This is a genomic window from Lysobacter olei, assembly GCF_054777355.1.
This window is the reverse complement of sequence record NZ_BAAHAT010000009.1, coordinates 79,828-105,887: the sequence shown is the minus strand read 5'-3', so window position 1 is coordinate 105,887 and position 26,060 is coordinate 79,828. Positions and strand designations below refer to the sequence as shown.

The window sequence follows — 26,060 nt, the reverse complement described above, 5'->3', positions numbered from 1 at the left end:
TGGATGTACAAGAATCTGTTCGCGACCAAGCCGGTCGAGGCTGCCGGCCACGTCGATGCCGGCGAGCCGGTGGAAGGCGGCTTGCAGGGCGAGGTGTCGCTCAAGCGCGCCCTTACTGCCCGCCATCTCGTCATGCTGGGCGTGGGTGCCATCATCGGCGCCGGTATCTTCGTGATGACCGGCACGGCGGCGGCCAACTATGCCGGCCCGGCGGTCATCCTGAGCTTCGTCATCGCGGGCATCGCCTGTGCGTTCGCGGGCCTGTGCTACGCCGAGTTCGCTTCGATGATGCCGGTCTCCGGCTCTGCCTACTCGTATACCTACAGCACGATGGGCGAGGTCGTGGCCTGGTTCATCGGCTGGAACCTGGTGCTGGAGTACCTGTTCGCGGCGTCCACCGTGGCCGTGGGCTGGTCGGGCTATCTCAACAGCTTCCTTTCCTCCGTCGGCGTCGGGCTGCCTGAGGCACTCATCCAGGCGCCCTTCCACTATTCGGCCGAGGCCAAGGCCTTTGTCAGCACGGGGGCCCTGCTCAACCTGCCGGCCGTGCTGATCGTGGCCGCCATCTCGGGCCTTTGCTACCGCGGCATCACCCAGTCGGCCTGGGTCAATGCGCTGATCGTGGCCATCAAGGTCACCGTGATCGTGCTGTTCCTCGGCTTTGCGATCCAGTACATCAACCCGGACAACTGGCACCCGTTCATCCCCGAAAACCAGGGCGGCACGCGCTTTGGCATGGAAGGCGTGGTGCGTGGCGCGGCCGTGGTCTTCTTCGCCTACATCGGTTTCGATGCGGTCTCCACCGCGGCCGGCGAGGCCAAGAACCCGCAGCGCGACATGCCCATCGGCATCCTGGGCTCGCTGGCAGCCTGCACCCTGCTGTACATCGCGATGGCGGCCACGTTGACCGGCCTGCTGCCGTACACCCAGCTGGGCACGTCCAAGCCGGTCGCCACCGCGCTGGAAACCTACCCGGCGCTGGCCTGGCTGAAGCACCTGGTCGAGATCGGCGCAATCGCCGGCCTGAGCTCGGTGATCCTGGTCATGCTGATGGGCCAGCCGCGCATCTTCTATGCGATGGCGAAGGACGGCCTGCTGCCGAAGATCTTCGCGCGCGTGCACCCGAAGTTCCAGACGCCGTATTTCGGCACCATTATCGTGGGCGTCGTGGCCTGCATCATGGCCGGCCTGCTGCCACTGGACTTCCTGGGTGACCTGGTGTCGATGGGCACCCTGCTGGCCTTCGCCACCGTCTGCGCGGGCGTCCTGATCCTGCGCTACACCCGCCCGGACCTGCCGCGTCCGTTCCGTGTGCCGGGTGCGCTGCTGATCTCCCCGCTGGGCGTGATCGCCTGCCTGTACCTGTTCTGGCAGCCGTTCAAGGACCACTGGCAGGTGATGCTGGGCTGGACGATCATCGGCTTCGTGATCTATTTCGGCTACGGCTACCGCAACAGCAAGTTGCGCAAGGCTGCCTGACCCGACGTTTTACCCCAGGGCCGACGACCACCTCGTCGGCCCTTTTCAGTTTCGCCATCAAGACCGCCGACGCGCCACCGCCGGCCCAGGGAAGATCCAATGCTGCAACGCCTGCTCGCCACCAAGCATCCCCACGCTGCCCATGCCGAAGCCGACGGGCTGAGCCTGCACCGCACGCTGGGCAAATGGGGCCTGACCGCGCTGGGCATCGGCGCGGTGATCGGCGGCGGTATCTTCGTGATCACCGGCCAGGCGGCGGCCAACCACGCCGGTCCGGCCATCATGCTGTCGTTCGTGCTGGCGGCGTTGTGCTGCACGTTCTGCGCGCTGGCGTACGCGGAATTCGCCTCGATGGTGCCCGTGTCCGGCAGCGCCTACACCTATACCTACGCCACGCTGGGTGAGCTGGCGGCCTGGTTCATCGGCTGGATGCTGGTGCTGGAATACGGCGTCTCCGCCTCGGCGGTCGCGGTCAGCTGGACGGGCTATTTCCTGAGCCTGCTTGAGCATTTCAACATCTACCTGCCTGCGGCCCTGGTCCAGGCCCCGTTGGACAGCAAGCTGCAGCCCACCGGCGCGATCGCCAACCTGCCTGCCGCGGCCATCGTGCTGCTGCTGACGGCGGTGTGCTACGTGGGCATCCGCAAGTCCTCGGGCATGAACACCGCCATGGTGCTGCTCAAGAGCGGCCTGATCGTGCTGGTCATCATCGCCGGCTGGCAGTACGTGGACGCGGCCAACTGGCAGCCGTTCATCCCGGCCAACGAGGGGCCGGGCAAGTTCGGTTGGGAGGGCGTGCTGCGCGGCGCATCCATGGTGTTCTTCGCCTACATCGGTTTCGAGGCGGTGTCGGTGGCGGCGCAGGAATCGCACAACCCGCAGAAGGACCTGCCGTTCGGCATGCTCATGTCGCTGGCGATCTGCACCGTGCTGTATATCGGCATGGCGGCCGTGATGACCGGCCTGACCCCGTACAGCCTGCTGGGCACCGACGAGCCCGTCGTCACCGCGGTCGCCGGCCATCCGGAACTGGCGTGGCTGCGCGTGATCGTGGAGATCGGCGCGCTGGTGGGCCTGTCCTCAGTGGTGCTGGTGATGATCATCGGCCAGCCGCGCATCTTCATGATCATGGCCCGCGATGGCCTGCTGCCGGCCGTGTTCACCCGGATCCACCCCAAGCACCGCACGCCACACATCAATACCGTGATCACCGGCATCGGCATCGCGCTGCTGGCGGCGGTGTTCCCGCTGGACATCCTGGGCGAACTGACCTCGATGGGCACCCTGATCGCCTTTGCCGCGGTCTGTGCCGGCGTCCTGATCCTGCGTCGCACCCAGCCGGACCTGCCGCGCCCGTTCCGTATCCGCGGCGTCTGGTTCGTCTGCTTGGCGGGCATCTTCAGCTGCCTGGCCCTGCTGTCGGCCATGACGATGCACAACTGGATGCTGATGCTGGGCTGGACGGCGGTCGGCTTCGGCATTTACTTCCTGTACGGCTACCGCCACAGCAAGCTGCAGCCGCGCTGAGGCAATGCACCAGACGCCGGGTTATCCTGTGCGCCCTCCTCCATGCCATTGATTTCCATGCAGCTTCACGAGCACGACGCCCGACAGTTGCTGGTTGAGTACTGCCGTGCGATGAACGCCAGCGGCCTGTCGCTCAACAAGTCGGGCAACGCCAGCCTGCGCTGGGGCAAGGGGCTGCTGATCACACCTACCGGGCGCGACTACGGCAGCCTGCGACCGGATGAGATCGTCTACATGGACAGCGACGGCACCTGCCCTCCGGGACAGTTGCTGCCCTCCAGCGAATGGCGGATCCACCGCGACATCCTCCTGGCATTTCCGGAGGCGAATGCGGTACTGCACGCGCATTCGCCCCACGCCACCGCACTGGCCTGCCTGGGGCAGGAAATTCCGCCCTTCCACTACATGGTGGCCATCGCGGGCGGCGACCGGATCCCCTGCGCGGAATACGCCACCTTCGGCACAGAGGCGCTCTCCACCCACATCCTGCAGGCCCTGCAGGGCGGCCTGCGCGCCTGCCTGATGGCCAACCACGGTCAGGTTGCGATGGGCGCGACCCTGGAACAGGCTTACGCGCTGGCCGAAGAGGTCGAGAACCTGGCCCGCCAATACATCATTGCCCGCAGCCTGGGGCCGACCCGGGACCTCCCGCCGGAGGAAATGCGCCGGGTGATGGAGAAGTTCAAGACCTACGGGCAGCAGCACCCGGAAGTCTGAGCCGCCCCGCGCCCGGCAACCGGGCATGAACTTCGTCCAATCGGTGATATGGCCGCGACGCGACTGCCGGTAAACTCGGGCACATGAACACGCCCGTTTTTGACCACACCCTGTACGCCGGCTGCGCCGCCCAGATCATTTCGCACACCCGCGAACTGGCAGCCAAGGGCTGGATGCCTGCCACGGCCGGCAATTTTTCCATCCGCATGAGCGCGGACCACGCGGCCATCACGATCTCCGGCAAGGACAAGGCCCGCCTGTCCGAGGCGGACATCATGGTGGTCGACATGCAGAACAACCCGGTCGCCACGCATCATCGCCCGTCGGCCGAAGCGGCCCTGCATACCCACCTCTATCGCCTGTTCCCGGAAGTTGGCGCGGTGCTGCACACCCACTCCCCGACCCAGACGATCGCCAGCCTGCTGTACGCCGCCGACGGACGTGTGCTGCTCAAGGACTACGAACTGTTCAAGGCGCTGCGCGGGCACACCACCCACGAGGCGGAAGTGGCGCTGCCGGTCGTCCCCAATGCGCAGGACATGGACGAACTCACCGCCAGCGTGGACAAGGCGCTGGCCGGCGTGGAGACCTGGGGCTACCTGATCGCAGGCCACGGCCTGTATGCGTGGGGTCGCGACATCAATGAAGCCCGACGCCACCTGGAGGCGTTCGAGTTCATGCTGGCCTGCGACCTCGAACTAAGGAAGCTGCAACGATGAGCCGCCTGCGTATCTTCGCGGAAGAGAACCCCGCCTCGCCGCGCCTGGCCACCAGCGACCACGCGGAAATGGCGCGCGAACTGTCCAAGATCGGCGTGACCTTCGAGCAATGGCAGGCTGCGCAGCCGATCGTCCCGGGCGACACCCCGGAGAAGATCATGGACGCCTACCGCGCCGACATCGACCGCCTGGTGGCCGACCGTGGCTTCAAGAGTGTGGACGTGGTCAGCATCGCGCCGGACAACCCGCAGCGCGAGGCGATGCGTGCCAAGTTCCTGAACGAGCATTTCCACCAGGAAGACGAGGTTCGCTTCTTCGTGGCGGGCTCGGGTCTGTTCACACTGCACGTGGACAACGGCGTGTACGAGGTGCTGTGCGAACAGGGCGACCTGATCGCGGTGCCCGACCGCGCGCTGCACTGGTTCGACATGGGGCCGGAGCCGAGCTTCGTGGCGATCCGCTTCTTCACCGAGCCGGACGGCTGGGTGGGCCATTTCACGGACAACGACATCGCCCAGCGCTTCCCGCGCTACGAGCCGGGCGCTGCGGCATGACGCGCGCCATCCTGACCGACATCGAGGGCACCACCAGCAGCATCTCCTTCGTCAAGGACGTGCTGTTCCCGTACGCGCGGCGAGCGCTGCCAGGCTTCGTGGCCAAACGCGGGCGCGAGCCCGCCGTGCGCAAGTGGCTGGACATGGTGGCCACCGAGAACGGCGGCATGTGCGATGACGCCATGATCGTCGAGGTGCTGCAGGGTTGGATCGACCAGGACCGCAAGCACACCGCGCTGAAGGCACTCCAGGGCATGATCTGGGCCGACGGTTACCGCACGGTGGATTTCACCGCGCACATCTACGACGATGCGGCGAAGTCGCTGCAGGCGTGGAAGGCCGCGGGCCTGCCGTTGTACGTGTACTCCTCGGGCAGCGTGCCGGCGCAGCGTCTGTTCTTTGGCCACAGCGACGCGGGCGACCTGACCGGGCTTTTCTCGGGCTGGTTCGATACCGAAGTCGGCGGGAAGCGCGAAGCTGACAGCTACCGGCGCATCGTCGAGGCCATCGGCCACGACGCCAGCGATGTGCTGTTCCTCTCCGACGTGGTCGAGGAACTGGATGCCGCGCGCGAGGCCGGATTGGGCACCGTGCTGCTGGACCGCCGCGAGGACTACCCCACGCCGCGCACCGGCGAAGCGGCGAACGGACATGTGCGCGTGGAATCCTTCGCCGACATCGCGATGGCCTGAGTGGGTTCGGGGCCGCCCCTGCCGGGCGGCCAGGGTTTCAGGCGGGCTTCGCCCTATTCGGCCGCTTCGTCCAGCCTGTACTGCAGCGAGGCGCGCTGCTCACCCATCCAACGATCAAAAGCGCGCACTTCCACGGCGTTCTCGCCCACCGACAGGTGGGTCGGCAGCGTGCCGCGCCACAGGTGGGTCGATGCTTCGGCCGGCGGGGCGCGATCATAGCCACGCAAGCTCTCTGCGCGGTCGTCGAGCACGTTCTGCGCGGTCAGCCACGGATCGTTCGCGGGGACGCGTTGCATCGGACGCCATTCGCCGCCATCGACGCGGTATTCCACGCGGGTATCCGCCTGTCCCATGTAGACGTTGGCGTGGACGGCAAACGCGGGCCACGCGCCCTTGCGCAACACGTTCGGAGCGCTCAGCCGCATTGCCGTCGTGCTGGCCGTATTTCCCGCGGGCGTTCGGGCGGGGTGCCATGACAGTCGGTAGTCGCCACGGCGCGTGACCTGGAGGCGGGCATGGCCATTGGGCGTGCCATCGGCCATGGTCGCGTCCGGAATGCCTTGGGCATCCTTTTCGCCGGACCAGAATGCGCCGCACGCCGCGCCCACGTTGTACTCGTGCAGGGGTGACGCGCCGTGCCAGCCACTGGCGGCGTCGTGGTAGACGTGACGCTGCGTGTGGGTGTGGCCGCTCAGCAGCAGGACCTTGGGAAAGGCCCGCAACATCGCGAATAGCCGCTCACGGTCAGCCCGACGGAACGTCTCCTTCCCCGGCTCTGAATCAAAGAACGGGATGTGCGCCGAGACCACCAGCAGGCGATCCTTGGGCACGGTGGGCAGGTAATTTTCCAGGAACGCGAACTGATCCTCGCGCAACCCGCCCACATAAGCCGGCTTTCGGCCGGGCTGGTAGATGACGTCATCGAGCAGCACGAAGGTCGCTTCGGGCTCCTCCCACGCATGCGTGTCGGGGCCGAAGTGGTGGCGGAACGTGAGCAGCGAATCTTCGTCGCGCGCGGCGTCAAAATCGAGGTCGTGGTTGCCGGCCACGTGCAACCAGGGCACGCCCAATCGGGCCGTCGCGGCAATCAGGGACGGATAGAGCGACAGGTCGTCATGGGTGATGTCGCCCAGGCTGATGCCAAGGTCCCCGGCCAGTCCCGTGAAGTAGAAGCGTCCAAAGCCGTGGCCCATGTCGATGGCGGTGTCGCGCATCAGCGGCTCGATGATGTCGCGGCGGTAATAGTCCACGTCGCGCGACGACTGCGGTTGCGGGTCGGCGAAGACGAGGACGTCGAGCCGTTCTTTCCGCAGGGGCGAGGGCTTCGCGGCACGCAAGGCAAAATCACGGCAGGTCGCCGGCTGCACGGGCAGGCCACCGTAGCGCAATACCGGCCCTGGCGCGGTGCGGGTGTTCTGCCACACGTCCGGCAGCCCCTCACTGCGCGGGATGGACTGGTAGCCGGCCGGCTTGATTACGAACAGGGTTCTTCCGTCAACCGGATCCAGACGATAGGCACCCTGCGCATCGGTCATGGTCAGGGTGACGCCGTCGGATACCTTGACGCCCGGGATGCCGGCCTCGTCTTCGTCGTGGCGACCGTTGCCGTTCTGATCCTGGAACACCACGCCTCCCTCGCAGGAGGCGACCTGGGTCGCTTGAGCATGCGGGACGAGCAGCACCGTCGCGACCAGCAGGATCATGGGAGTTGTACGACGCATCACCGGTCCCCGCGAGAGCCACCGGGCGGCGGCCAATCGATCGGGCCATTATGCGGCAGGGGCGTGGCGACCGCGCAGCACGTTTACCGCTTCCTCCAAGCCCAACCCCCTCGCCCTGAGCAACACCTGCAGGTGGTAGAGCAGGTCAGCCGCTTCGCCGAGCAAGGCATCGTCATCCTGCGCCACCGCGGCCAGTGCCGTTTCGACGCCTTCCTCGCCCACCTTCTGGGCGATACGTCGAATGCCACCCTCGAACAGGCGCGTGGTGTAGCTTCCGGCCGGCCGCTCACGCTCGCGTGCGGCCACCAGCGCATCGAGCTCGGCGAGGAAGTCACCCGGCGCATCGGGGAAACAACTGGAGCGCCCCAGGTGACACGTGGGGCCGTGCGGAAGGGCACGCACCAGCAGCGTGTCCGCGTCGCAGTCCACGTCGATCGACACCAGGTCCAGGAAGTGGCCGGAGGATTCGCCCTTGGTCCACAGTCGCTGCTTGCTGCGGCTGTAAAACGTCACGTGACCGGTGTTGCAGGTGGCTCGCACCGCGTCGCGGTCCATGTAACCCAGCATCAACACGCGCAACGTGGTCGCATCCTGCACGACCGCGGGGATCAACCCGCCCTGCTTTTCCCAACCCAGGGCGCCGACCAATGCGTCCGGATCGATTGCGCGCAAGGGCGGCATGTCCCGGCTGATCGATTGCGGGCCGTCGTTCCGGTCAGCCGACGACTCCGTTCCAATCTGTCCCATCAGATACTCCCTTGGTCCACGGGTCGAATCGCAATGCCGGCCGCGGCCAGTTGACGCTTGAGATCGGGTATCGCGATATCGCCCGAGTGAAACACACCGGCTGCCAATGCGCCGTCCACGTCGGCGTCCCGAAACACGGCCACGAAGTGATCGATGGCACCCGCGCCGCCCGAAGCCACGAGAGGGACGTTGCAGACGTCGCGCACGGCCCGAAGCTGTGCAATATCGAATCCTTCGCGAACACCGTCACTACCCATGCAATTGAGCACGATCTCTCCCGCCCCAAGTCTCTGCGCCTCGACGACCCAGTCGAGCGTGCGCATGGACAGGGCCTGTGTCCGCGATGGGTCTCCGGTGTACTGGCGCACGTGCCATTCGCCATCGGCGTCGCGAAGACTGTCCACGCCCACCACCACGCACTGCTGGCCAAAGGCATCCGCCAGCTCGCTGATCAACGCGGGGCGCTCCAACGCCGGTGTGTTGACCGACACCTTGTCCGCACCGGCATGCAGGATGCGCCGTGCGTCGTCGACGCTGCGGATGCCGCCGGCCACGCAGAACGGGATGTCGATGGCACGGGCCACCCGTTCGACCCAGGCCCGGTCCACGGCGCGCCCTTCCGGGCTGGCGGTGATGTCGTAGAACACCAACTCGTCTGCGCCCTGCTTCCGGTAGCGCTGGGCCAGCGACACGATGTCGCCCATGTCCACGTGGTCGCGGAAGCGGACGCCCTTGACCACCCGGCCGTCGCGGACATCGAGGCAGGGAATGATGCGGCGACTGAGCATCACGCCACCTCCTTCACCGCGTCGGCCAGTTCAAAGCGGCCGTCCAACAAGGCCTTGCCGAGCACGGCGCCCGCACACCCCGCTTGGCGCGACGCGAGCACATCTGCCACGTCGCGCACGCCGCCGGAGGCCTGGAGGCTTACCTGCGGCACCGCCGCCACGATGCTCCGATAAAGCGCCAGGTTGGGCCCGGCCAGCATCCCGTCCCGGGCAATGTCGGTGCACAACAGATGCTGCAGGCCGGCTGCCGCATAATCCGCCAGCAGTGACTGGAGTTCGATGCCGCTGTCCTCCGTCCATCCTGCGGTGGGCAAGCGCCAACGTCCGTCCGCCGACTCGCGTGCGTCCAGCGCCACCGTGATGCTTTCGCTGCCGAATTCACGCAGCCAGTGGCCAACCCGCTCGGGCTCTCGAACCGCAAGCGAACCCACCACGACACGGTCCGCGCCCGCCTGGAGGATGGCCCGCACATCGGATTCGCCACGCACGCCGCCCCCCGTCTGCACCTGCAACGAGGTCTCGGACTTGATGGCGGCAAGCAAGGGCGAGAGTGTATAGCCGCCTGCCCGTGCCGCATCCAGATCCACCAGATGCAGCCAGCGCGCGCCTGCGCGTGCATAGCGCCGCGCGACTTCCAGCGGGTCATCGGCGTAGCGCGTTTCCTGCGCATAGTCGCCTTGTCGCAGACGAACCACCCGGCCAGCCCGGACATCGATCGCGGGATACAGCGCGAAACCGGTCATGCCACCCTCTCGGACAGGAAGTTCTGCAGCAGTCGCGCGCCTACGTATGCGGAGCGCTCGGGGTGGAACTGCGCACCAAAACGGTTGCCACGCCCCACGACCGCAGCAAACGTCTGGCCATGGGCGCAGGTGGCCAGCGTGTCCGCGGTTACGGGCGCGCAGTAACCGTGGACAAAGTACGCCTGGGCCCCGGCCAGAATGCCGTCGAGCAGCGGATGATCGACCATTGGCTCCAGTGCATTCCAGCCCATGTGCGGGATGCGCAGGCCTTCGTGGCCCTGCATGCGCGTGACCTTGCCGGGCAGGATACCCAGGCAATCCACGTTGCCCTCTTCCGACGCGTCGAAAAGCAGCTGCATGCCGAGGCAGATACCCAGCAACGGCTGCTGCAGGTTGCGAATCACGTCCACCAGGCCATGTTGACGCAGCTGGGCCATGGCCGTGCCCGCGGCCCCGACGCCAGGCAGGATCACCCGGTCCGCGCCCTGGATCTCGTTGGCGTCGGCCGTCAGGGGAGCGTCCACGCCCAAGCGCTCCAGCGCATAGCGCACCGAGCCGATATTGGCGCCGCCCGAGTCGATCAACACGACCTTCATTGTGTTGCCACCCTCACAGTGTTCCCTTGGTGCTGGGCAACTCGTTGCCCTCGCGTCGAATGGCCTGGCGCAAGGCCCGCGCCACGACCTTGAAGCAGGCCTCGACCTTGTGGTGATCGTTGTCGCCGTCGACGCGCAGGTTGAGGTTGAGACCGGCGGTTTCGCACAGCGAACGGAAGAAGTGCGGCACCAGCTCCGTCGGCAAGTCCCCGACGCGCTCACGCGTGAACGCGCCGTTGAAGACAAAGCACGGCCGCCCGGAGAAATCGAGCGCCGCGGCCGCCAGCGATTCATCCATCGGCAGCGTGAACGATGCCGACGTCGCCGCATCGGCACCGTAGCGGCCAATGCCGCGCTTGCTGCCCAACGCTTCGCGCAAGGCCTGTCCCAAGGCCAGCGCACAATCCTCGACGGTGTGGTGCTCGTCGATGTGCAGGTCGCCTTCGCAGTCCAGCCGCAACGCGAACCCGCCGTGCTTTCCGATCTGTTCCAGCATGTGGTCAAAGAACCCAAGGCCGGTGCGGATCGAAGGCTCGGCCGCACGGTCCAGGTCGACGTCGACCTGGATGCGGGTTTCGCGGGTGGTGCGCGTGACACTGGCCTGCCGCGGCTGGCCGGCCAGCTCGTGCGCCAGGCCCTCCCAGTCCCACTCGCCCCCAAATTGCTCAGTCCGGAGCTGGAAGGCCCGTATGCCGAGGTTGCGCGCGAACGCGTTGTCGGTCTCGCGGTCGCCCACCATCGCCGAGCGCGCCCAATCGATCCCGCGGTCCTTCAGGTACGGCAGCGCCAGGCCAATGGCCGGCTTGCGCGTGGGCGCATTGTCCTCGGGGAAACTGGAATCGATCAGTACGTCACGGAAGACGATGCCCTGGCTTTCCAGCACCTGCATCATCAGGGTGTGCGGCCCCTCGAAGCTTTCGCGCGGGTACGCGGGCGTTCCCAGTCCGTCCTGGTTGGTCACCATGATGAACTGGTAGCCCGCGTCGCGCAGCCGCAACATCGCGGGAATCACGCCGCGCACGAAGCGGAGCTTCTCGAACGAATCGACCTGGAAGTCGGCCGGTTCCTCGATGAGGGTGCCGTCGCGGTCAACGAACAGAATGGGTGTCATGCAGCCGCCTCCAATGCCGTCAACGCGGCCAGCACTGCATCGTTCTGCTCAGGCGTGCCAAGACTGATGCGCAGCGCGTCACCGAGGCCATAGGCCTGCCGCATGTCGCGCACCACGATCCCGGCGTCAAGCAGCCGCCGATACGCCGACTCCGCGTCATCGAAGCGCACCAGCAGAAAATTGGCATTGGATGGATAGACCCGACGCACTCCGTTGAGGCGTGGAAGTGCAGCGGCAAGGCGCTCGCGCTCTGAGCGCGTCACGAGAATGCGGCTCGCCGTCTGCATGCGGGCATCGGCCGTGAGCCCGCGGCACGCCAATTCAACAGTGGGCTGCGGCAGCGGATACGGCGCCTGGCAACGCTGCAACACTTCGATCAGTGCCGGGTCAGCGATGACGGCGCCGATACGGGCCGCTGCCAGCGCGTGGGCCTTGGACAGGGTGCGAAGCACCGCGACATTGCGCTGCTGTCCCAGCAGACTGACGGCGGAAGGTCCATCGGCATACTCCTGATACGCCTCGTCGACCACTACCAGCGCTTGACCGTCCAGCGCGCGTGCCAGCCGGGACACGTCCTCAAGGGACAATGCGGTTCCGGACGGGTTACCGGGTGAGCAGAGGAATACCAGGCGCGCGCGCGAATCATTCACCGCCTGCTGAACAGCCTGGAAGTCGCACACCAACCCGTCCTGGTCCTCGACCAACGGCACTTCGACCACGGGGGTGCCGTGCAGACGGGCACACACCGCGTACATGCCGAAGGTCGGCGGGGTCACGACGATGGCATCACCGCCCGGACGACACAGGGCCCGGACCAGCAGGTCAATGGGTTCGTCGCTGCCACGTCCGACCAGCAGTTGCGACGGTGCACAGCCGTACAATTCCGCGAGGGCGTCGCGCAGTGCCGCAGGCTGCGGCTCCGGATAGCGCCGCGCCGCACCTTCGGGGTCAGCGTCATTGGACCACGCTGATTCATTGGCATTCAGCCAGACCCCGCCCATCACCTTGTCGGTGCGCGCGGATCGATACCCGGCAAAATCGCGCAGGTCCTCGCGGACCAGCATCAAGGGGTCGCTCATGCCACGGCCTCGTCCAGTCGAAGTGACACGGCCAAGCGGTGCGCGTCCAGGCCCTCCGCCGACGCCAGTTCCACCGCGCACGGACCAATCGCCGCGATGCCGCCACGGCTCACTTCCTGCACGGTGATCGCCACCTGGAAACTGGCCACGTTGAGTCCCCCCACGTAGCGCGCGGCACCGCTGGTAGGCAGCACGTGGTTGGTCCCGCTGCAATAGTCGCCCAACGCCTCAGGCGCCCAGTCACCGAGGAACACGGAACCTGCCGCCTCCACCTTGGGGAGCCACGCTCGCGCGTCGCGCAATGCCAGGATGAGATGCTCGGGAGCGTAGGCATTACTGATGCGGAAGGCCTCGTCCAGCGAATCGACCTGGATCATGCGCGACGATTCCAGTGCGCGCCGGGCGACATCCGCGCGCGCCAGCACCTGCAATTGGCGCTCCACCTGAACCGCCACGGCGTCAATGAGCGCGGCGTCATCCGAGAGCAGCAGCACCTGCGAGTCTGGCCCGTGCTCGGCCTGCGACAGCAGGTCGGCAGCCACAAACGCGGGGTTGGCCCCGGCGTCGGCAATGACCAGTACTTCGGAGGGGCCGGCCGGCATGTCGATGGCCGCGCCGCCTTCGGTCATCGCCACCTGCCGCTTGGCCTCGGTGACGTAGCCGTTTCCGGGGCCAAATAGCTTGTCGCACTTGGGCACCGATGCCGTGCCAAACGCCATGGCCGCGATGGCCTGCACACCGCCGATCTTGAAGACGTGGCGAACGCCGCAGCGCATGGCGGCATAGAGGACGGCGGGATCGGCCGTGCCATCCTGGCGTGGCGGCGTGCACATCACGACATCGCGGCAGCCGGCCAGGCGCGCCGGCACGCCCAGCATCACCGCCGTCGACGGCAACGGCGCGGAACCTGCAGGCACGTACAGTCCGACCCGCGCGATGGGACGCAGGACGCGCTCGCAGCGCACGCCGGGAGCGGTTTCCATGGCGTATTCGCGGGTCATGCCTTCCGCGTGGAAGGCCTCGATGCGTCCGGCGGCCTCGTCGATTGCGGCACGCAATGCCGGCGACAATGCGGCGGTCGCCGCGTCGAACTCGGCAGCGCTGACCGCGAAGTCGTCCAGCACGACGCGGTCGAACCGCTCGGTCAACTCACGTACCGTCGCGTCACCGCGCGCACGCACATCGTCGATCAAAGCCGCCACCGCGGCCGCCGTGCCAACGCTGGCCTGCTGTGCCGGACGCCGCAGGGCCTGCGTGCGCTCCGGTGCGCTCAGGGCACTCCACGCAACCTGCTTCATGCCAGCATACCCTCCACCGGCAGCACCATCAGGCCACTGGCGCCGGCACGCTTGAGATCCTCAAGGCGCTGCCACGTCACTGCGCCATGGCACAACGCCTGCAATGCCATGCGATCGGCACCGTCGACCTGCATCACGGTGGGTGCCTCGGCATCGGGCAGCAGGGGCAGCAACACCGGCAAGTCGTCGCGACGCGCCTGGAACAGCAGCAGCTTGCTCCTGCGCACGCGGATCGCGCCATCCAGCCGTCGCTGCAACAACTCCGCCAGTTCCGCGCGCACATCGTCGAAGGGCGCGACCGGGCCCGCCAGCACGGCCTCACTCTGGACCAGGGTCTGCACTGGCTTGAGCTGGTTGGCGGCCAGCGTCGCGCCGCTGGACACGAGGTCACAGATGGCCTCGGCCTGCCCCAGCTTCGGCGCAATCTCCACCGACCCCGACAGCAGCACCACGTCCGCGGCGATGCCCTCGTCCTTCAACCACTGCCGCAGCAGCGCGGGATAGCTCGTCGCAATGCGCTTGCCTTCCAGCTGCTGCGGCCCCTGCCAGTCCCACGCATCGGGCACGGCGATATCGAGCCGGCAGCTGCCAAAGCCCAAGGCCCGCCACTCGCAGTAGGCAGGTGCGATGCCACGCTCGGCCCGGTCCTGCCCCTGCTCCAGCAACACATTGCGACCGACCACGCCAAGGTCGCAGACGCCATCGGCGATCAGACCCGGGATGTCGTCATCGCGCACCAGCAGCAGGTCCACCGGCAAGGTCTCGCCGTAGCAGAACAGGCGATCACGGCTTTCGCGCCAGCTCAGCCCGCACGACGCCAACAGCGCGCGGGCGGGATCGGCCAGGCGCCCAGACTTCTGGATCGCAATGCGAAGACGGTCGCGCCCTTGGGGCGCACTGGAGGGGGGGGACATGCGCGACTTCTCTGGAAAATTATGTGGAATCAGGCGACGGAATTGACGGCCTGGAGGGCGGCGGCATAGCCGCCTGTACCGCGCTCAAGCGTGCGAGCCACGCGACCGACGGTGGTGACGCTCACCTGCGTCCGTTCGTGGATCTCGCGGTAAGGAACCCCTTGGGCGACCAGCGGAACGACCCGCCAACGGTCAGCCATGGCTTCAAGCTCCGCCGGGGTGCACAGATCCTCGAGAAAGGCGGCCACGGCTTCCGCAGTGTCCAAGCGAGCCAAGACGGCCGCCAATTCCTGGGTGGCAATGGGCATGTCGCTGGTTTCGTGGATACGCCGCTTCATGGGTGCCTTTGTTAATGTATTAACGCGCTAGTACATTAGGTTAAGAAAATTCCCCAGTCAACCCGGCAACCCCACACAGCCTGAATCAGTGGGATAGACTGCGGCTGCGAGGCTTGAGTGGGCGCACGAAGGCGCAGGGGGGACTGGGCACGCATGGCATGGCTTTGCCGCATTGGCTGCTTCCTGCTGACCATGGGCCTGCTGATGGCCAACGGGCCGGCACGCGCCGAGACGGCTCTGGCGATCCAGCCTGGCACCACGTCCGTCCATCTCGCCCCGTGGACACGTTATTTCCATGACATCGCCGCGACAGCCGACCTGAATGCCGCGAGTGCCGCCCTCAAGGCAGGCCGATTCCAGCCGCTGCCCTCGGGCAGTTCCTCGTTCGGCTTCCGGGAAGGCGCGTTCTGGTTCCACCTTCGCATTGCCAACCAGGACCGCACCGAACAGCGGTGGCTGCTGGTGCAGCAGTACGCGCTCAGTGACCACATTGACGTGTATGCCACCTACCCTGACGGCAGGACGGTCCATCGCAAGGGCGGCGACGCACTGCCCTTCAATGCCCGCAGCGTCCCCTACCGGCACCCCAACTTCACGCTCGAGTTGCCGACGGGCCAACCCGTCGACGTCTACGTTCGGGTGCAAAGCCAGAGCTCGATGCAGGTTCCGCTGGTGCTGTACACCCCGACGGCATTCACCGAAATGTCCCGCGACGCGCAGTTCGCGATGGGGATGTACTACGGCATCCTGGCCGCGCTGTTCTTCTACAACCTGGTGCTGTGGCAGTCGCTCCGCGATTCCAGCTATGGCTGGTACCTGCTGCACATCACCGCGTTTGGCCTGGTCCTGCTGGCGCTCAATGGGCTGGGCTACGAGTACGTGTGGCCGGGCTCGCCCTGGCTGCAGGATCGATCGGTTCCCCTTTCCATCTGCCTGGCGCAGATCGGCATGCAGCAGTTTGCACGCTCGTTCCTCGGGCTGAAGGAGCGCTGGCCCCTGGGCGACCGGGTGGGCTTGGCGATGATCGTTTTCTTCATCGTGTGGGGCGTTGCCTCGGTGTTCCTCCCCTACCGGATCACAACCCCGGTCGCTTCACTGGCGGTGTTCGCCAGCATCGTGTGGATCGCGCTGGAATCGATCGTGGTCACGCACCGGGGCTATCGCCCTGCCCGCCTGTTCCTGCTGGCATGGGGCCTGTTCCTGCTGGGGACGGGCATGTTCGCGGCCATCGCATTCGCGCAACTGCCCAAGATTTTCTTGACCGAGTACGGCGTGCAGATCGGCTCGGCGATGGAGATGTTGCTGCTGTCGGTCGCTTTGGGGTACCGCTACTCGGCACTGCGCAACGAGAACGAACGCGTGGTGCGCGAGGCGAAGGAGCAACTGGAACACAAGGTCGAACAGCGCACGTCCGAACTGAGCAACGCATTGGCGCAGCTCGGCGATGCGCATGCGCGCCTGAGGGAGTCCAGCCAGCGCGATGGCCTGACCGGCCTGCATACCCGCATGCACTTCCATGAGCGCTTCCAGCCGGTGGTCGCGCACGCCCTGGAGCACCGCCAGCCCGTGACGCTGCTGATGATCGATCTGGATCACTTCAAGCAGATCAACGATGAGCATGGGCATCTGGTAGGCGACGAGTGCCTGAGATGGTCGGCGCGCGTCATCGGACAGACGCTTCGTCCACACAATGCGCTACTGGCGCGGTTCGGAGGCGAGGAATTCGTGGCTGCCCTCCCCAACCAGGGGCTGGCGGACGGGCTCGCCACCGCCGAGGCCATCCGGACCGCACTCAACAGCGCACCTTGCACCTTCGGCGAACGCACCTTGTCGTTGAGCGCCAGCATTGGCCTGCACGTCATCGAACTGCACTCGTCGTGCACGATCGAGATGGCACTGCAGAGGGCGGATGAGGCGCTGTATCGCGCTAAGGCCGACGGACGCAACTGCACGCGGACGTCAACGCCCCAAGCGGCGTAGCTCTTCCCTTAGCAGGCTGCGCGGCTCCGGGGCCGCGCGCCGCCCCTTGCCCCATGCCCACCCGATGCGGTTCCCCATCGGGTGGCGATGTCTCAGGCATCCAGCGCCGCGGACAGCACGTGACCTTCGCGCTCCAGCCGGACGATCGCGCCAAGCTCACCATCGAGTGCACGGTCGCGGGCCAGGAACGGAATGTGCCTGCGAATCGCAGCATGAGCCGCTGCGACGGCACGCCCGGGACGGAACTCCGGCGCCGACGACAGCTCGCCGCGGAGTCCTTCGACTTCGGCGATGAACGCTTCCCGGTCAGGCGATTCCGGCAGCGGCGCCCCGGACACCTTCGATGCCAGCTGGCGGGCATCGGCACGGTCGGCCAGTCCACGCGCGGCATTGATCATGTCCCGGCGAAGATCCAGCGCCTGCGCGGCGGTGTACAGCTCCAGCGCCAGCACCTTGCCCAGGTCGTCGGCCATGGCCAACACGTGACGGGCCTCGTTGGCGCCCATGGACACGTGGTCCTCCGCATTGGCGCTGGTCGGCACCGAGTACACCGACGCCGGGTGCGCTCGGCTGGCCAGGTCGTTGACGATGGCCGCCGCGGTGTACTGCACGATCATGTGGCCGGACTCGGTGGAGTCCTCGTTGCCGATCAGGAAGCCCGGCAGGCCGTCGTTGGTGGCCGGGTCAACCAGCTTGTTGAGGCGGCGTTCGGAGATGCTGGCCAGCACCGGGATCGCGGCTTTCACGTAACTCATCGCCAGCGCCAGCGGCATGCCGTGGAAGTGGCCGGCCGAAATCACCTGCTCCTCCACGTGCTGCTTCTTCGCATCCGGGAAGACGATGGGGTTGTCGGTCAGCGCGTTGAGCTCGATGTCCAGCACGCGTGCGGCCTGGGCAATGGCGTCGCGTACCGCACCGTGTACCTGCGGGATGCAGCGCAGCGAGTACGCGTCCTGCGGCTGGTGCTTTTTGCCACCACGGAACGGACGGAAACGCGTGTAGAACTTCTCGCGGCCGTGACGCTGGTTGAACGGCACCCAGTCCCAGCCGATGTCGAAGCGCAGCGCCTGCGACTCTGGTGTATCCCAGCTGCCCGGCTGCCATGCGCGGAACCTCGGGACCAGGTGGTACGGAATGTCAGCCAGCGTGGAGCCTTCCAACAGGCGACGCAGGTTGGCCGCCACTTCCACCTGGCCCGGATGCGGACGCAGGGCATGCACCTCCTCGGCGAACGCACCGAGGCGGCCAGCGAAGGCGTCGATGGTCATGGCCGCAGCCAGGTCGGCGGTGTCGGCCAGCTTTTCCAGACGGTCCAGCGCCAGCACGCCGGTGGCGAGCATCTGCGCGGTGCCGTTGTTGAGGGCCAGGCCTTCCTTGTAAGACAGCGTCACCGGCTTCAGGCCGGCGCGCTTGAGCGCCTCGCCGCCGGGCATGCGCTCGCCCTGGTAGAACGCCTCACCACCCCCCAACAGCACGATGGCCAGATGCGACAACGGCGCAAGGTCACCGCTGGCGCCTACCGATCCCAGCTGCGGCACCACCGGCACCACGCCGGCATTGAGCAGGGCGGCCTGCGCCTCCAGCGTCTGCACGCGGATGCCGGAGTGGCCGCGCATCAGGGTGTTGATGCGGATGCACAGCATCGCGCGCACCACTTCGGGTGCGAACGGCTCGCCCACGCAAACGGCGTGGGTCACGATCAGGTTGCGCTGCAGCTCTTCGTGCAGGGTTTCCTGCGACCGCTGCGCGCCGGGCAGCTCGTCGCGCAGGTGGTGCGCACCAAGCAGGCGGTCGGCATTGCTGCCGAAGCCGGTGGAGACGCCGTAGATCGGCTCCTCGCGGCGCACCTGCTCGGCCAGGAAGTCGGCCGCACGGGCCACGGCCGGCAACTGCGCCGGGTCGAGCTCGACCTTGGCGCCATGGGCAACGGAAACCAGCTGGGCGCGCGTCAGCGAGCGCCCGTCAAGACGTACGGTGGCAGTCATTTGCTCTGCAAAGCCTCGGCCTGTGCCAGCTCCACGCGCAGGGTACGCGCCAGCTCGCCACGGGCCACTTCGAATTGATCCTCACGGCGCAGGTCCTTGACCGTCACCGTCCCCTTGGCGATTTCATCCTCGCCCAGCACCACCACGAAGCGGATACCGGCGCGATCGGCGTACTTGAACTGCTTGCCCAGCTTGGACGGCTCCATCACTACTTCGGTATTGAGGCCGCCGTGGCGCAACTCGCTGGCGATGGCCAGGCAGTGCGGCAGGTGCGCCGCATCCATCTGGGTGACCAGCACCTGCACGGTACTGGACGCGGCATCGACGATGCCGGCTTCGCGCAGCTGCCAGAACAGGCGGCTCAGGCCGATGGAAATGCCCACGCCGGGCAGCTTGGACTTGGTGTAGTGGCTGGCCAGGTTCTCGTAGCGGCCACCAGAGCAGATCGAGCCGATCTGCGGGTAGTCGTTGAGCGTGGTTTCGTAGACGGTGCCGGTGTAGTAATCCAGGCCACGCGCAATGGAGAAGTTGACCGCGTAGTTGGCTTCGGGCACGCCCATGGCATGGACCAGCTCCAGCACTTCGCGCAGCTCGGCGACGCCTTCGCGCAGGGATTCATTGCCCTCGCCCAGTGCGGCGAGTTGCGCCAGCGCATCGGCGTGCGAGGTGGAACGCACCTTCACGAACTGCATGATGCGGTCCACTCCATCGGCCGGCAGGTTGAAGCCCTCGCCGGTCAGCGTCTGGCGCACGTAGTCCTCGCCGCGCTTGTCGAGCTTGTCGACTTCGCGCAGCACCAGCGCCTGCAGCGGCGGGTCGGCCACGCCCTGGGCCTCGAAGAAGCCCCGCATAAGCTTGCGGTTGTTGAGCTGGATGGTGAACGCGCCGATGTCCAGCTCGGAGAACACCGCGTGGATCACGGCCGGCAGCTCGGCATCGAAGCGAACGCTCAGCGCGTCCTTGCCGATCACGTCGATGTCGCACTGGTAGAACTCGCGAAAACGGCCACGCTGGGCGCGTTCGCCGCGGTACACACGCTGCATCTGGTAACGGCGGAACGGGAACGCCAGGTCGTGTTCGTGCTCGGCCACGTAACGGGCCAACGGCACCGTCAGGTCAAAGCGCAGCGCCATTTCGGGCCGAGCAAGCTCGCGGGTCGCGGCGCGGACGCGTTCAGCGTCAATCGTGGCGTCGCCGCCCTCCAGTGCGGCGGATACCGCGTTGAGGCCGTTCTCGATCGCGCCGGTGGACTGCACGAAATAGACCTGTCGCTCGGTCTCGCCGCCGGACTTGGTGAGCAGTACCTCGGACAACTCCATCACCGGCGTCTCCACCGGCAGGAAACCGAACCGCTCGAAGTTGCGGCGGATCGTGTCCAGCATGCGCTGAAAGGCGATCTGGTCAGGGGGCAGCAGCTCCATGACCCCGGGAGGGGTGCGCGGCTTGATCAAGCGGGTCACCAGCAGTAGCGGAAAGACGGCCCAACAGTTTAACGGGCTGACGCCGGCAACGTGCCTGCCGGCGCGCACATGGCGGGGACGCGGCCACTCAATTTTTTTTGCGCCCCCTATTGCCTGAACGCCAACGAGTCTTTAGAATGCACGGCTCAGTCGGGGTGTAGCTCAGTCTGGTAGAGCGCTACGTTCGGGACGTAGAGGTCGCAGGTTCGAATCCTGTCTCCCCGACCAATTCATGCAGTGCCATCAAAGCCGGCCAAGCCGGCTTTTTTGTTGCCCGCTTACTGGCCGGATCCGCCGCTATCCGGGGACAACCTGGAGTCGGCATGGCGCACCTGCCCCTCCCCCCGGACCACAAAGCGCTCGATGGTCAGGGATTCCACGCCCATCGGGCCGTAAGCATGCAGGCGCGTGGTGGAGATGCCGATTTCCGCGCCAAGGCCCAGCTGGCCGCCATCATTGAACCGGGAGGAGGCGTTGACCATAACCGCCGAACTGCGGGTGCCCCGCACAAATGCCTCAGCCGCGTGCGGATCCTCCGTGGCAATGACCTCGGTGTGGTCGGAGCCATAACGCGCGATGTGGGCCAGCGCGTCTTCCAGCCGGTCGACCACGCGAACCGCGATCACCAGGTCCAGGAATTCCGCAGCGTAGTCGGCGTCGGTGACGGGATGCACGTTTCGCCCGAATGCCTGAGTGCGACCGCAGCCGCGCACCTCCACGCCGCGGGTCGACAAGGCTTCCAGGGCCTTCGGCAGGAAGGTCTCGGCAATGTCACGGTGCACCAGCAGCGTTTCCAGGGCGTTGCACACACCCGGCCGCGAGGCCTTGCCGTCGAGCAGCAAGTCGAGCGCCTTGCCGACGTCGGCCGCACGGTCCACGTACAGGTGGCACACCCCCTTGTAGTGCTTGATCACCGGGACGCGTGCGTGCTCGGTGACGAATCGAATCAGGCTCTCACCGCCCCGGGGAATGGCCAGGTCGATCAGATCGCTGAGTTGAAGCAGCTCCAGCACGTGCTCGCGTCCCGGATTCGACACCAGCGATACCGCAGACTCCGGCAGCCCCTCGGCGCGAAGCGCCGCATGCAGGCCGGCAGTGATGGCCGCATTGCTGGAGCGGGCTTCAGACCCACCGCGCAATAGCACCGCATTGCCGGACTTCACGCAAAGTGCGGCGGCGTCCGCGGTCACGTTGGGGCGCGCCTCGTAGATCATCGCGATCAGCCCCAGCGGGACCCGCTGTCGCTCCACGACCATCCCGTTGGGCCGCACTTCCCGACGCGTGACCTGGCCTAGGGGATCGGGCTGTGCGGCCACGTCACGCAGTGCATCAGCGATGCCATTGAGGCGCGTGGCGTCCAACATCAGACGATCAAGCATCGCATCGCCAAGTCCGGCTTCCTTTCCGCGGGCGAGGTCTTCGGCATTCGCGGCCAGAATGGTGTCACGGCCACGCTCCAACTGTGCCGCCATGCCTTCAATCAGGCGCTGTCGCGTTGAAGCATCGGTCGCGGCCATCACCGTCGCCGCCGCACGGGCATGCTCCGCCAAGGCCCTTACATACCCGCTCATGCCTCCCCCCTTTCACGCAACACCACGAGGTCATCGCGGTGTATGACCGATTCGCCGTACCGAAAGCCAAGCAGCGATTCGATCTGGCTGCTGTGGTGGCGCGCAATGCGCCGGACTTCGCTTGAGTTGTACTGCGCCTGCCCACGCGCAAGTGCGTGCCCGGTGGCCGCGGCGCGCACTTCGACGATATCACCGCGCCGGAATTCGCCTTCCACGGCGACCACGCCCCCGGGCAACAGCGAGGCGCCTCGTCGATACAGCGCTGACTCCGCGCCTTCATCCACGCTCAGCACGCCCGAGGTCGGCGCATGCCTGAGCCACTGCTTGCGCGCGCGCAACCGGTCGCCGTGGCCGGCGATCAGCGTGCCATGGAGGGTGCCGCGCGACAGCGCCTGCACCACGGCGTCATCACGCCCGCAAAACAGCGCCGTCGCGATGCCGGCCGTGGCGGCTTTGGCAGCCGCTTCGAGCTTGGTCCGCATGCCGCCCGTACCTAGGCGCCCCGCGCCCCCGCTAGCAGCTTCCAGCAGTGCCGGCGTTACGTCGTCGACGAAGGTGAGGGGACGTGCATTCGGGTCGCGCTGCGGGTGCGCGCTGTACAGCCCACCGATGTCGGTGGCGATGAGCAGCAAATCCGCCTCGACCAGCGAAGCCACCGCGGCGGCGAGATTGTCGTTGTCGCCGAGCTTGAGCTCGTCCACTGCGACGGTATCGTTCTCGTTGATGACCGGCAGCGCGCCCAGGCGCAGCAATTCCTGCAGCGATTCGCGTGCGTTGAGGTAGCGGCGACGATTGCGCAGGTCATCGTGCGTCAGAAGCACTTGCGCCACCGGAGCGGGCGAAAGTGACTGCCAAAATGCGATCAGCGAGGCCTGTCCCAACGCCGCCAGCGCCTGACGCAGCACCAGGCCGTCCCCGCCCGTGGCCACGCGACCACGCCCTGCGGCAACGGCCCCGGAGGACACGACCACCACCTCACGCCCCTGCAGGCAGGCCTGCGAAATGAAGGCGGCCAATCCCTTCGCGTGGCGGGCATCCAGCCCGCCGTCGATGCCCTGATCAGGGAACCCGGCCAACAGGCTGCTACCCACCTTGAGCACGGCGCGGCGCCACGACGGCAGGGGTTGGCCGGTGAAATCCCCTGCCGCGGCGCTCATCGCAGGGCGTCCAGTCGTTGCTGCAGCACGTCCAGCCGCAGGTCGCCCGCGGCGCCGGGCGAAACGCGCGCCACCAGGCTCGCCTCGGGGTCGCCTTCCGCCCAACGAGCCGGGTCGGCCGCCTGCTTGTACGCATCGCGGAACGGCATGCCCTGGCGCGCAAGATCCACGGCCAGGTCGGTGGCGTACATCGAAGGATCCAGCGCCGCCCGCATCCGCTCGGGCTTCCATTCCAGGTTGCGCAGCAGGTCAGGCAGCAGTTCCAGCGCGCCGAGTCCGCGCCCGAAGGCGTGGAAAATCGCGCCCTTGGAGAACTGCAGGTCGCGGTGGTAACCCGACGGCAGCGACAGCAACTGTTCGATTTCGGTGCGCGCCGCTGCGACAGCGGAGTAACTGGCGCGCATCAGTTCGACCACGTCGGGGTTGCGCTTGTTGGGCATGATCGAACTGCCGGTGGTGTACTCCGCCGGCAATGCAACGAAGCCGAATTCGGCGCTGGTGAACAGGCTCAGGTCCCATGCCAACCGACGCACGTCCAGCAGCGCCGCGCCCAATGCATCAATCGCGGCCATCTCGAACTTGCCCCGCGACAGTTGCGCATAGGTGGCCGCCACCTGCATGCGGCCAAAGCCAAGCGCCTGCGTGGTGTGGTCACGCGCCAAGGGCAGGTTGACGCCGTAGCCGGCCGCACTACCCAGCGGATTGGCATCCACCCACGCCAGGGTGTCGCGTGCTCGCACCGCGTCGTCGATGAAACCTTCGGTCCACGCCCCCCACCACATGCCCGCCGACGACACCATCGCGCGCTGCAGGTGGGTGTAGCCGGGTATCGGCAGAGACGCCTCCGCCGTGGCACGCGCCAGGGCCACCTCGGCGCATTCGCGGCACAGCGCGGCCACGCGGGCCAGTCGGTCCTTCAACCACAGGCGGGTGGCGACGAGCACCTGGTCATTGCGGCTGCGGCCGGTGTGGATGCGGCGACCGGTGTCACCCAAGCGATCGATCAGGCGGGCCTCGATGGCGGAATGGCCGTCCTCGAACTGCTCGTCCAGCACGAACCGACCGGCGCTGAAGTCATCGGCCAGCACCGCCAGCTCGCGACGGATGCCATCCAGCTCGTCCGCCGTCAGGATGCCGATCTGCTGCAGGCCCTCGGCGTGCGCACGACTGGCCTGGATGTCGAACAGGAAGAACTCCCGATCGAGGATCACGTCCTCGCCCGCAAGGAAGCGCTGGATGCGCTCGTCCACCTTTACGCCGGGTTTCTGCCAGAGCAACTGGGTCATGGGCGAATCTTCCTTCGAATCAATCGTTGCCGGTGGAAATACCGGTCAACTCGTCCAGCCCGAAGGCCAGGTTGAGGTTCTGCAAGGCCTGGGTGGCCGCGCCCTTGAGCAGGTTGTCCTCCGTGGCGACCACCACCAGGCGGCGACCGTCCTCGGACAGGGCAAAGCCACCGATATCGACGTGGTGGGCTCCTGCGATGCGGCTGACCCAAGGGGCATCGTCGTGCACACGCACCAGCGGCTCGCTGGCGTACCGCTCGTGATAGCGCGCCAGGACCTCATCGTGGCCCATCGGGCGCGACAGGTGCAGGTTGGCGGTCAGGGTGATGCCGCGAAAATGCGGTGCCACGTGCGGCATGAACTCGACTGTGTGTCCAAGCTGGCGGGTCACCTCGCGTTCGTGCACGTGGTTGACCAGGGCATAGGGCATCAGGTTGTCACGCAGTTTTTCGGGATCGTTCTTGTCCGAGGGCGAGGTGCCGGCCCCGGAATAGCCCGACACGCCAAAGCACTGCACCGGGCCTGCCAGTACGTCCAGCATCGGCGCGATCGCCAACTGCATGGCCGTGGCGTAGCAACCGGGATTGCTGATGCGGCGCTGGCCGCGGTAGCTAGCGCGTGTCAGCTCCGGCAGGCCGTAGTACCAGCCGTCGTCAAATCGATAGTCCGCCGACAGGTCGATGATCACTGTGTCCACGCCAGCCGCATCGAATGCGGCTACGCAATCGGCCGCCTTGCCGTTGGGCAGCGCCAGCACGACCGCATCCGCGTCCAGCGCCGGCAGCTCGCCGTTCGAAGGCGCGCTGTACCGCAAATCGCCGTGATAGGCCGCGTTGTGCTCAGCGACCCGCTGCCCCGCCAGCTCGCGCGAGGACACGAACGCCAGTTCGAAGCGCGGATGACGGGCCACCAGCGTGATCAACTCCGCGCCGACGTAGCCACGGGCACCGACGATGCCAAGCCTGATGGGGGATGATGCTTCAACCATTGCGATGCCCTTGCAGCTTGGCCAGCAGGTGCTGCTTCACTGCCGGCCATTCCGATTCGATGATGGAAAAGATGACGGTGTCGCGGGGACTGCCGTCACCATGACGCTTGTCGTTGCGCAGCACGCCGTCCTGTTTGGCGCCCAGCCGCGTGATGGCCGCCCGCGACGCATGGTTGAACCAGCTCGTTTCGAAGCGGACCGCGATGCAGCCCAGCGCCTCGAAGGCATGGCCAAGCAACAGCATCTTCGCTTCTGTGTTCACGCCGGTTCGCTGGGCATGCGGGGCGTACCACGTGTAGCCGATGCTCAGGTTGGGCACCGAGGGATCGATGTCGTAGTACCGGGTCGACCCGACGATCATGCCCGCGCCATCCCGCACCACGAACGGCAACACCTGCCGTCCATCGCGCATGGCTAAGGCCGCGTCGATATAGCGCTCGACGTCCGCCGGTGCCGGCACGTTCGTGTACCAGCAGCGGGACAGCTCTCCGTCGCCCAGGGCCACACGCAGGCCTTCGGCATGCTCCCTCTGCAGCGGCTCGAGCGACACGTGTTCGCCGCGCAATGTCGGCGTGACCCAGTCGGGCGAGGCGGTTCGTGCCGTCATCCC

Annotated in this window: 24 protein-coding genes and 1 tRNA gene; 8 read left to right on the top strand and 17 right to left on the bottom strand. The window is 66.7% G+C overall.

The genetic code is table 11. From position 1 onward, the window contains the following. The first annotated feature begins 3 nt into the window (after positions 1-3). From ACYVBS_RS13195 to mtnC, 6 genes are all read left to right on the top strand, one after another. Complete coding sequence (locus ACYVBS_RS13195) at positions 4-1,479, top strand: amino acid permease (protein WP_460824158.1); 1,476 nt, start codon at positions 4-6, stop codon at positions 1,477-1,479. Positions 1,480-1,578: 99 nt separating this feature from the next. Further along, entirely contained in the window at positions 1,579-3,006 is a 1,428-nt protein-coding gene (locus ACYVBS_RS13190; RefSeq protein ID WP_460824157.1) for an amino acid permease, read from the top strand. A 42-nt stretch (positions 3,007-3,048) separates the two neighbouring features. Next, positions 3,049-3,723 carry a class II aldolase/adducin family protein gene (locus ACYVBS_RS13185; protein WP_460824155.1) on the top strand — a complete coding sequence of 225 codons (675 nt, stop codon included), beginning with the start codon at positions 3,049-3,051 and terminating at the stop codon, positions 3,721-3,723. 83 nt (positions 3,724-3,806) lie between these two features. Next, on the top strand, positions 3,807-4,442 hold the full coding sequence (locus ACYVBS_RS13180) for a methylthioribulose 1-phosphate dehydratase (protein WP_460824154.1): 636 nt from the start codon (positions 3,807-3,809) through the stop codon (positions 4,440-4,442). After that, positions 4,439-4,996 carry a 1,2-dihydroxy-3-keto-5-methylthiopentene dioxygenase gene (locus ACYVBS_RS13175; protein ID WP_460824153.1) on the top strand — a complete coding sequence of 186 codons (558 nt, stop codon included), beginning with the start codon at positions 4,439-4,441 and terminating at the stop codon, positions 4,994-4,996. Before ACYVBS_RS13180 ends, ACYVBS_RS13175 begins: the two co-directional genes overlap by 4 nt. Further along, positions 4,993-5,688 (top strand): acireductone synthase, encoded by a 696-nt coding sequence (mtnC, locus tag ACYVBS_RS13170; protein WP_460824152.1) that lies wholly within the window; start codon positions 4,993-4,995, stop codon positions 5,686-5,688. Before ACYVBS_RS13175 ends, mtnC begins: the two co-directional genes overlap by 4 nt. A 53-nt stretch (positions 5,689-5,741) precedes the next feature. Here the strand turns inward: mtnC and ACYVBS_RS13165 are convergent, their stop codons facing one another. From ACYVBS_RS13165 to ACYVBS_RS13120, 10 genes are all read right to left on the bottom strand, one after another. Continuing rightward, positions 5,742-7,409, bottom strand: coding sequence for a calcineurin-like phosphoesterase C-terminal domain-containing protein (locus ACYVBS_RS13165; protein WP_460824151.1), 1,668 nt, complete (start codon positions 7,407-7,409; stop codon positions 5,742-5,744). 48 nt (positions 7,410-7,457) lie between these two features. Next, positions 7,458-8,090, bottom strand: a complete 633-nt coding sequence (gene hisIE / locus ACYVBS_RS13160) for a bifunctional phosphoribosyl-AMP cyclohydrolase/phosphoribosyl-ATP diphosphatase HisIE (RefSeq protein WP_460824204.1) — start codon at positions 8,088-8,090, stop codon at positions 7,458-7,460. A gap of 65 nt (positions 8,091-8,155) precedes the next feature. Continuing rightward, on the bottom strand, positions 8,156-8,944 hold the full coding sequence (gene hisF / locus ACYVBS_RS13155; protein ID WP_460824150.1) for an imidazole glycerol phosphate synthase subunit HisF: 789 nt from the start codon (positions 8,942-8,944) through the stop codon (positions 8,156-8,158). Continuing rightward, positions 8,944-9,687 carry a 1-(5-phosphoribosyl)-5-[(5-phosphoribosylamino)methylideneamino]imidazole-4-carboxamide isomerase gene (gene hisA / locus ACYVBS_RS13150; protein ID WP_460824149.1) on the bottom strand — a complete coding sequence of 248 codons (744 nt, stop codon included), beginning with the start codon at positions 9,685-9,687 and terminating at the stop codon, positions 8,944-8,946. The genes hisF and hisA overlap by 1 nt, the downstream gene beginning before the upstream one ends. Continuing rightward, on the bottom strand, positions 9,684-10,283 hold the full coding sequence (gene hisH, locus ACYVBS_RS13145) for an imidazole glycerol phosphate synthase subunit HisH (RefSeq protein ID WP_460824148.1): 600 nt from the start codon (positions 10,281-10,283) through the stop codon (positions 9,684-9,686). Before hisH ends, hisA begins: the two co-directional genes overlap by 4 nt. Before the next feature lie 13 nt (positions 10,284-10,296). Beyond that, positions 10,297-11,394 (bottom strand): bifunctional histidinol-phosphatase/imidazoleglycerol-phosphate dehydratase HisB, encoded by a 1,098-nt coding sequence (gene hisB, locus ACYVBS_RS13140; protein WP_460824147.1) that lies wholly within the window; start codon positions 11,392-11,394, stop codon positions 10,297-10,299. Beyond that, entirely contained in the window at positions 11,391-12,473 is a 1,083-nt protein-coding gene (gene hisC / locus ACYVBS_RS13135; RefSeq protein ID WP_460824146.1) for a histidinol-phosphate transaminase, read from the bottom strand. Before hisC ends, hisB begins: the two co-directional genes overlap by 4 nt. Next, a complete protein-coding gene (hisD, locus tag ACYVBS_RS13130; protein WP_460824145.1) occupies positions 12,470-13,771 on the bottom strand; it encodes a histidinol dehydrogenase in 1,302 nt (433 codons plus the stop codon). Before hisD ends, hisC begins: the two co-directional genes overlap by 4 nt. Then, positions 13,768-14,685, bottom strand: a complete 918-nt coding sequence (gene hisG, locus ACYVBS_RS13125; RefSeq protein ID WP_460824144.1) for an ATP phosphoribosyltransferase — start codon at positions 14,683-14,685, stop codon at positions 13,768-13,770. Before hisG ends, hisD begins: the two co-directional genes overlap by 4 nt. Positions 14,686-14,714: 29 nt before the next feature. Next, entirely contained in the window at positions 14,715-15,023 is a 309-nt protein-coding gene (locus ACYVBS_RS13120; protein WP_460824143.1) for a YerC/YecD family TrpR-related protein, read from the bottom strand. 153 nt (positions 15,024-15,176) lie between these two features. Between ACYVBS_RS13120 and ACYVBS_RS13115 the strand changes: the two genes are divergently transcribed. Next, entirely contained in the window at positions 15,177-17,003 is a 1,827-nt protein-coding gene (locus ACYVBS_RS13115) for a sensor domain-containing diguanylate cyclase (RefSeq protein ID WP_460824142.1), read from the top strand. 92 nt (positions 17,004-17,095) lie between these two features. Here ACYVBS_RS13115 and ACYVBS_RS13110 read toward each other — a convergent pair whose 3' ends face one another. Both ACYVBS_RS13110 and hisS read right to left on the bottom strand, forming a co-directional pair. Further along, on the bottom strand, positions 17,096-18,988 hold the full coding sequence (locus tag ACYVBS_RS13110) for an HAL/PAL/TAL family ammonia-lyase (RefSeq protein ID WP_460824141.1): 1,893 nt from the start codon (positions 18,986-18,988) through the stop codon (positions 17,096-17,098). Continuing rightward, positions 18,985-20,439, bottom strand: a complete 1,455-nt coding sequence (hisS, locus tag ACYVBS_RS13105) for a histidine--tRNA ligase (RefSeq protein WP_460824203.1) — start codon at positions 20,437-20,439, stop codon at positions 18,985-18,987. Before hisS ends, ACYVBS_RS13110 begins: the two co-directional genes overlap by 4 nt. 160 nt (positions 20,440-20,599) lie before the next feature. On the opposite strand from hisS, the gene ACYVBS_RS13100 reads away from it, so the two are divergent. Continuing rightward, positions 20,600-20,676: transfer RNA gene (locus tag ACYVBS_RS13100), tRNA-Pro, on the top strand. Between the two features lie 50 nt (positions 20,677-20,726). Here ACYVBS_RS13100 and ACYVBS_RS13095 read toward each other — a convergent pair. Genes ACYVBS_RS13095 through ACYVBS_RS13075 form a run of 5 tightly spaced genes read right to left on the bottom strand, consistent with a single transcriptional unit; the run spans position 20,727 to position 26,057 of the window. Continuing rightward, positions 20,727-22,019, bottom strand: coding sequence for a glutamate-5-semialdehyde dehydrogenase (locus ACYVBS_RS13095; RefSeq protein ID WP_460824140.1), 1,293 nt, complete (start codon positions 22,017-22,019; stop codon positions 20,727-20,729). Further along, a complete protein-coding gene (gene proB / locus ACYVBS_RS13090) occupies positions 22,016-23,176 on the bottom strand; it encodes a glutamate 5-kinase (protein WP_460824139.1) in 1,161 nt (386 codons plus the stop codon). The genes ACYVBS_RS13095 and proB overlap by 4 nt, the downstream gene beginning before the upstream one ends. Continuing rightward, entirely contained in the window at positions 23,173-24,462 is a 1,290-nt protein-coding gene (gene argH / locus ACYVBS_RS13085) for an argininosuccinate lyase (RefSeq protein ID WP_460824138.1), read from the bottom strand. The genes proB and argH overlap by 4 nt, the downstream gene beginning before the upstream one ends. Positions 24,463-24,481: 19 nt before the next feature. After that, positions 24,482-25,450 (bottom strand): N-acetyl-gamma-glutamyl-phosphate reductase, encoded by a 969-nt coding sequence (gene argC, locus ACYVBS_RS13080; protein WP_460824137.1) that lies wholly within the window; start codon positions 25,448-25,450, stop codon positions 24,482-24,484. Further along, complete coding sequence (locus ACYVBS_RS13075) at positions 25,443-26,057, bottom strand: GNAT family N-acetyltransferase (protein ID WP_460824135.1); 615 nt, start codon at positions 26,055-26,057, stop codon at positions 25,443-25,445. Before ACYVBS_RS13075 ends, argC begins: the two co-directional genes overlap by 8 nt. Positions 26,058-26,060: the final 3 nt, after the last annotated feature.

Bases quoted from the DNA above. Each gene is read 5' to 3' on its own strand.
- ACYVBS_RS13190 (WP_460824157.1), top strand. From the start codon at position 1,579: ATGCTGCAACGCCTGCTCGCCACCAAGCATCCCCACGCTGCCCATGCC.
- ACYVBS_RS13095 (WP_460824140.1), bottom strand. From the start codon at position 22,019: ATGAGCGGGTATGTAAGGGCCTTGGCGGAGCATGCCCGTGCGGCGGCG.
- argC (WP_460824137.1), bottom strand. From the start codon at position 25,450: ATGGTTGAAGCATCATCCCCCATCAGGCTTGGCATCGTCGGTGCCCGT.
- hisH (WP_460824148.1), bottom strand. From the start codon at position 10,283: ATGAAGGTCGTGTTGATCGACTCGGGCGGCGCCAATATCGGCTCGGTG.
- ACYVBS_RS13075 (WP_460824135.1), bottom strand. From the start codon at position 26,057: ATGACGGCACGAACCGCCTCGCCCGACTGGGTCACGCCGACATTGCGC.
- ACYVBS_RS13115 (WP_460824142.1), top strand. From the start codon at position 15,177: ATGGCATGGCTTTGCCGCATTGGCTGCTTCCTGCTGACCATGGGCCTG.
- hisB (WP_460824147.1), bottom strand. From the start codon at position 11,394: ATGACACCCATTCTGTTCGTTGACCGCGACGGCACCCTCATCGAGGAA.
- ACYVBS_RS13120 (WP_460824143.1), bottom strand. From the start codon at position 15,023: ATGAAGCGGCGTATCCACGAAACCAGCGACATGCCCATTGCCACCCAG.
- ACYVBS_RS13195 (WP_460824158.1), top strand. From the start codon at position 4: ATGTACAAGAATCTGTTCGCGACCAAGCCGGTCGAGGCTGCCGGCCAC.
- mtnC (WP_460824152.1), top strand. From the start codon at position 4,993: ATGACGCGCGCCATCCTGACCGACATCGAGGGCACCACCAGCAGCATC.
- hisD (WP_460824145.1), bottom strand. From the start codon at position 13,771: ATGAAGCAGGTTGCGTGGAGTGCCCTGAGCGCACCGGAGCGCACGCAG.
- hisG (WP_460824144.1), bottom strand. From the start codon at position 14,685: ATGTCCCCCCCCTCCAGTGCGCCCCAAGGGCGCGACCGTCTTCGCATT.
- ACYVBS_RS13180 (WP_460824154.1), top strand. From the start codon at position 3,807: ATGAACACGCCCGTTTTTGACCACACCCTGTACGCCGGCTGCGCCGCC.
- ACYVBS_RS13175 (WP_460824153.1), top strand. From the start codon at position 4,439: ATGAGCCGCCTGCGTATCTTCGCGGAAGAGAACCCCGCCTCGCCGCGC.
- hisIE (WP_460824204.1), bottom strand. From the start codon at position 8,090: ATGCCGCCCTTGCGCGCAATCGATCCGGACGCATTGGTCGGCGCCCTG.
- hisA (WP_460824149.1), bottom strand. From the start codon at position 9,687: ATGACCGGTTTCGCGCTGTATCCCGCGATCGATGTCCGGGCTGGCCGG.
- proB (WP_460824139.1), bottom strand. From the start codon at position 23,176: ATGAGCGCCGCGGCAGGGGATTTCACCGGCCAACCCCTGCCGTCGTGG.
- ACYVBS_RS13165 (WP_460824151.1), bottom strand. From the start codon at position 7,409: ATGCGTCGTACAACTCCCATGATCCTGCTGGTCGCGACGGTGCTGCTC.
- ACYVBS_RS13110 (WP_460824141.1), bottom strand. From the start codon at position 18,988: ATGACTGCCACCGTACGTCTTGACGGGCGCTCGCTGACGCGCGCCCAG.
- ACYVBS_RS13185 (WP_460824155.1), top strand. From the start codon at position 3,049: ATGCCATTGATTTCCATGCAGCTTCACGAGCACGACGCCCGACAGTTG.
- hisC (WP_460824146.1), bottom strand. From the start codon at position 12,473: ATGAGCGACCCCTTGATGCTGGTCCGCGAGGACCTGCGCGATTTTGCC.
- argH (WP_460824138.1), bottom strand. From the start codon at position 24,462: ATGACCCAGTTGCTCTGGCAGAAACCCGGCGTAAAGGTGGACGAGCGC.
- hisF (WP_460824150.1), bottom strand. From the start codon at position 8,944: ATGCTCAGTCGCCGCATCATTCCCTGCCTCGATGTCCGCGACGGCCGG.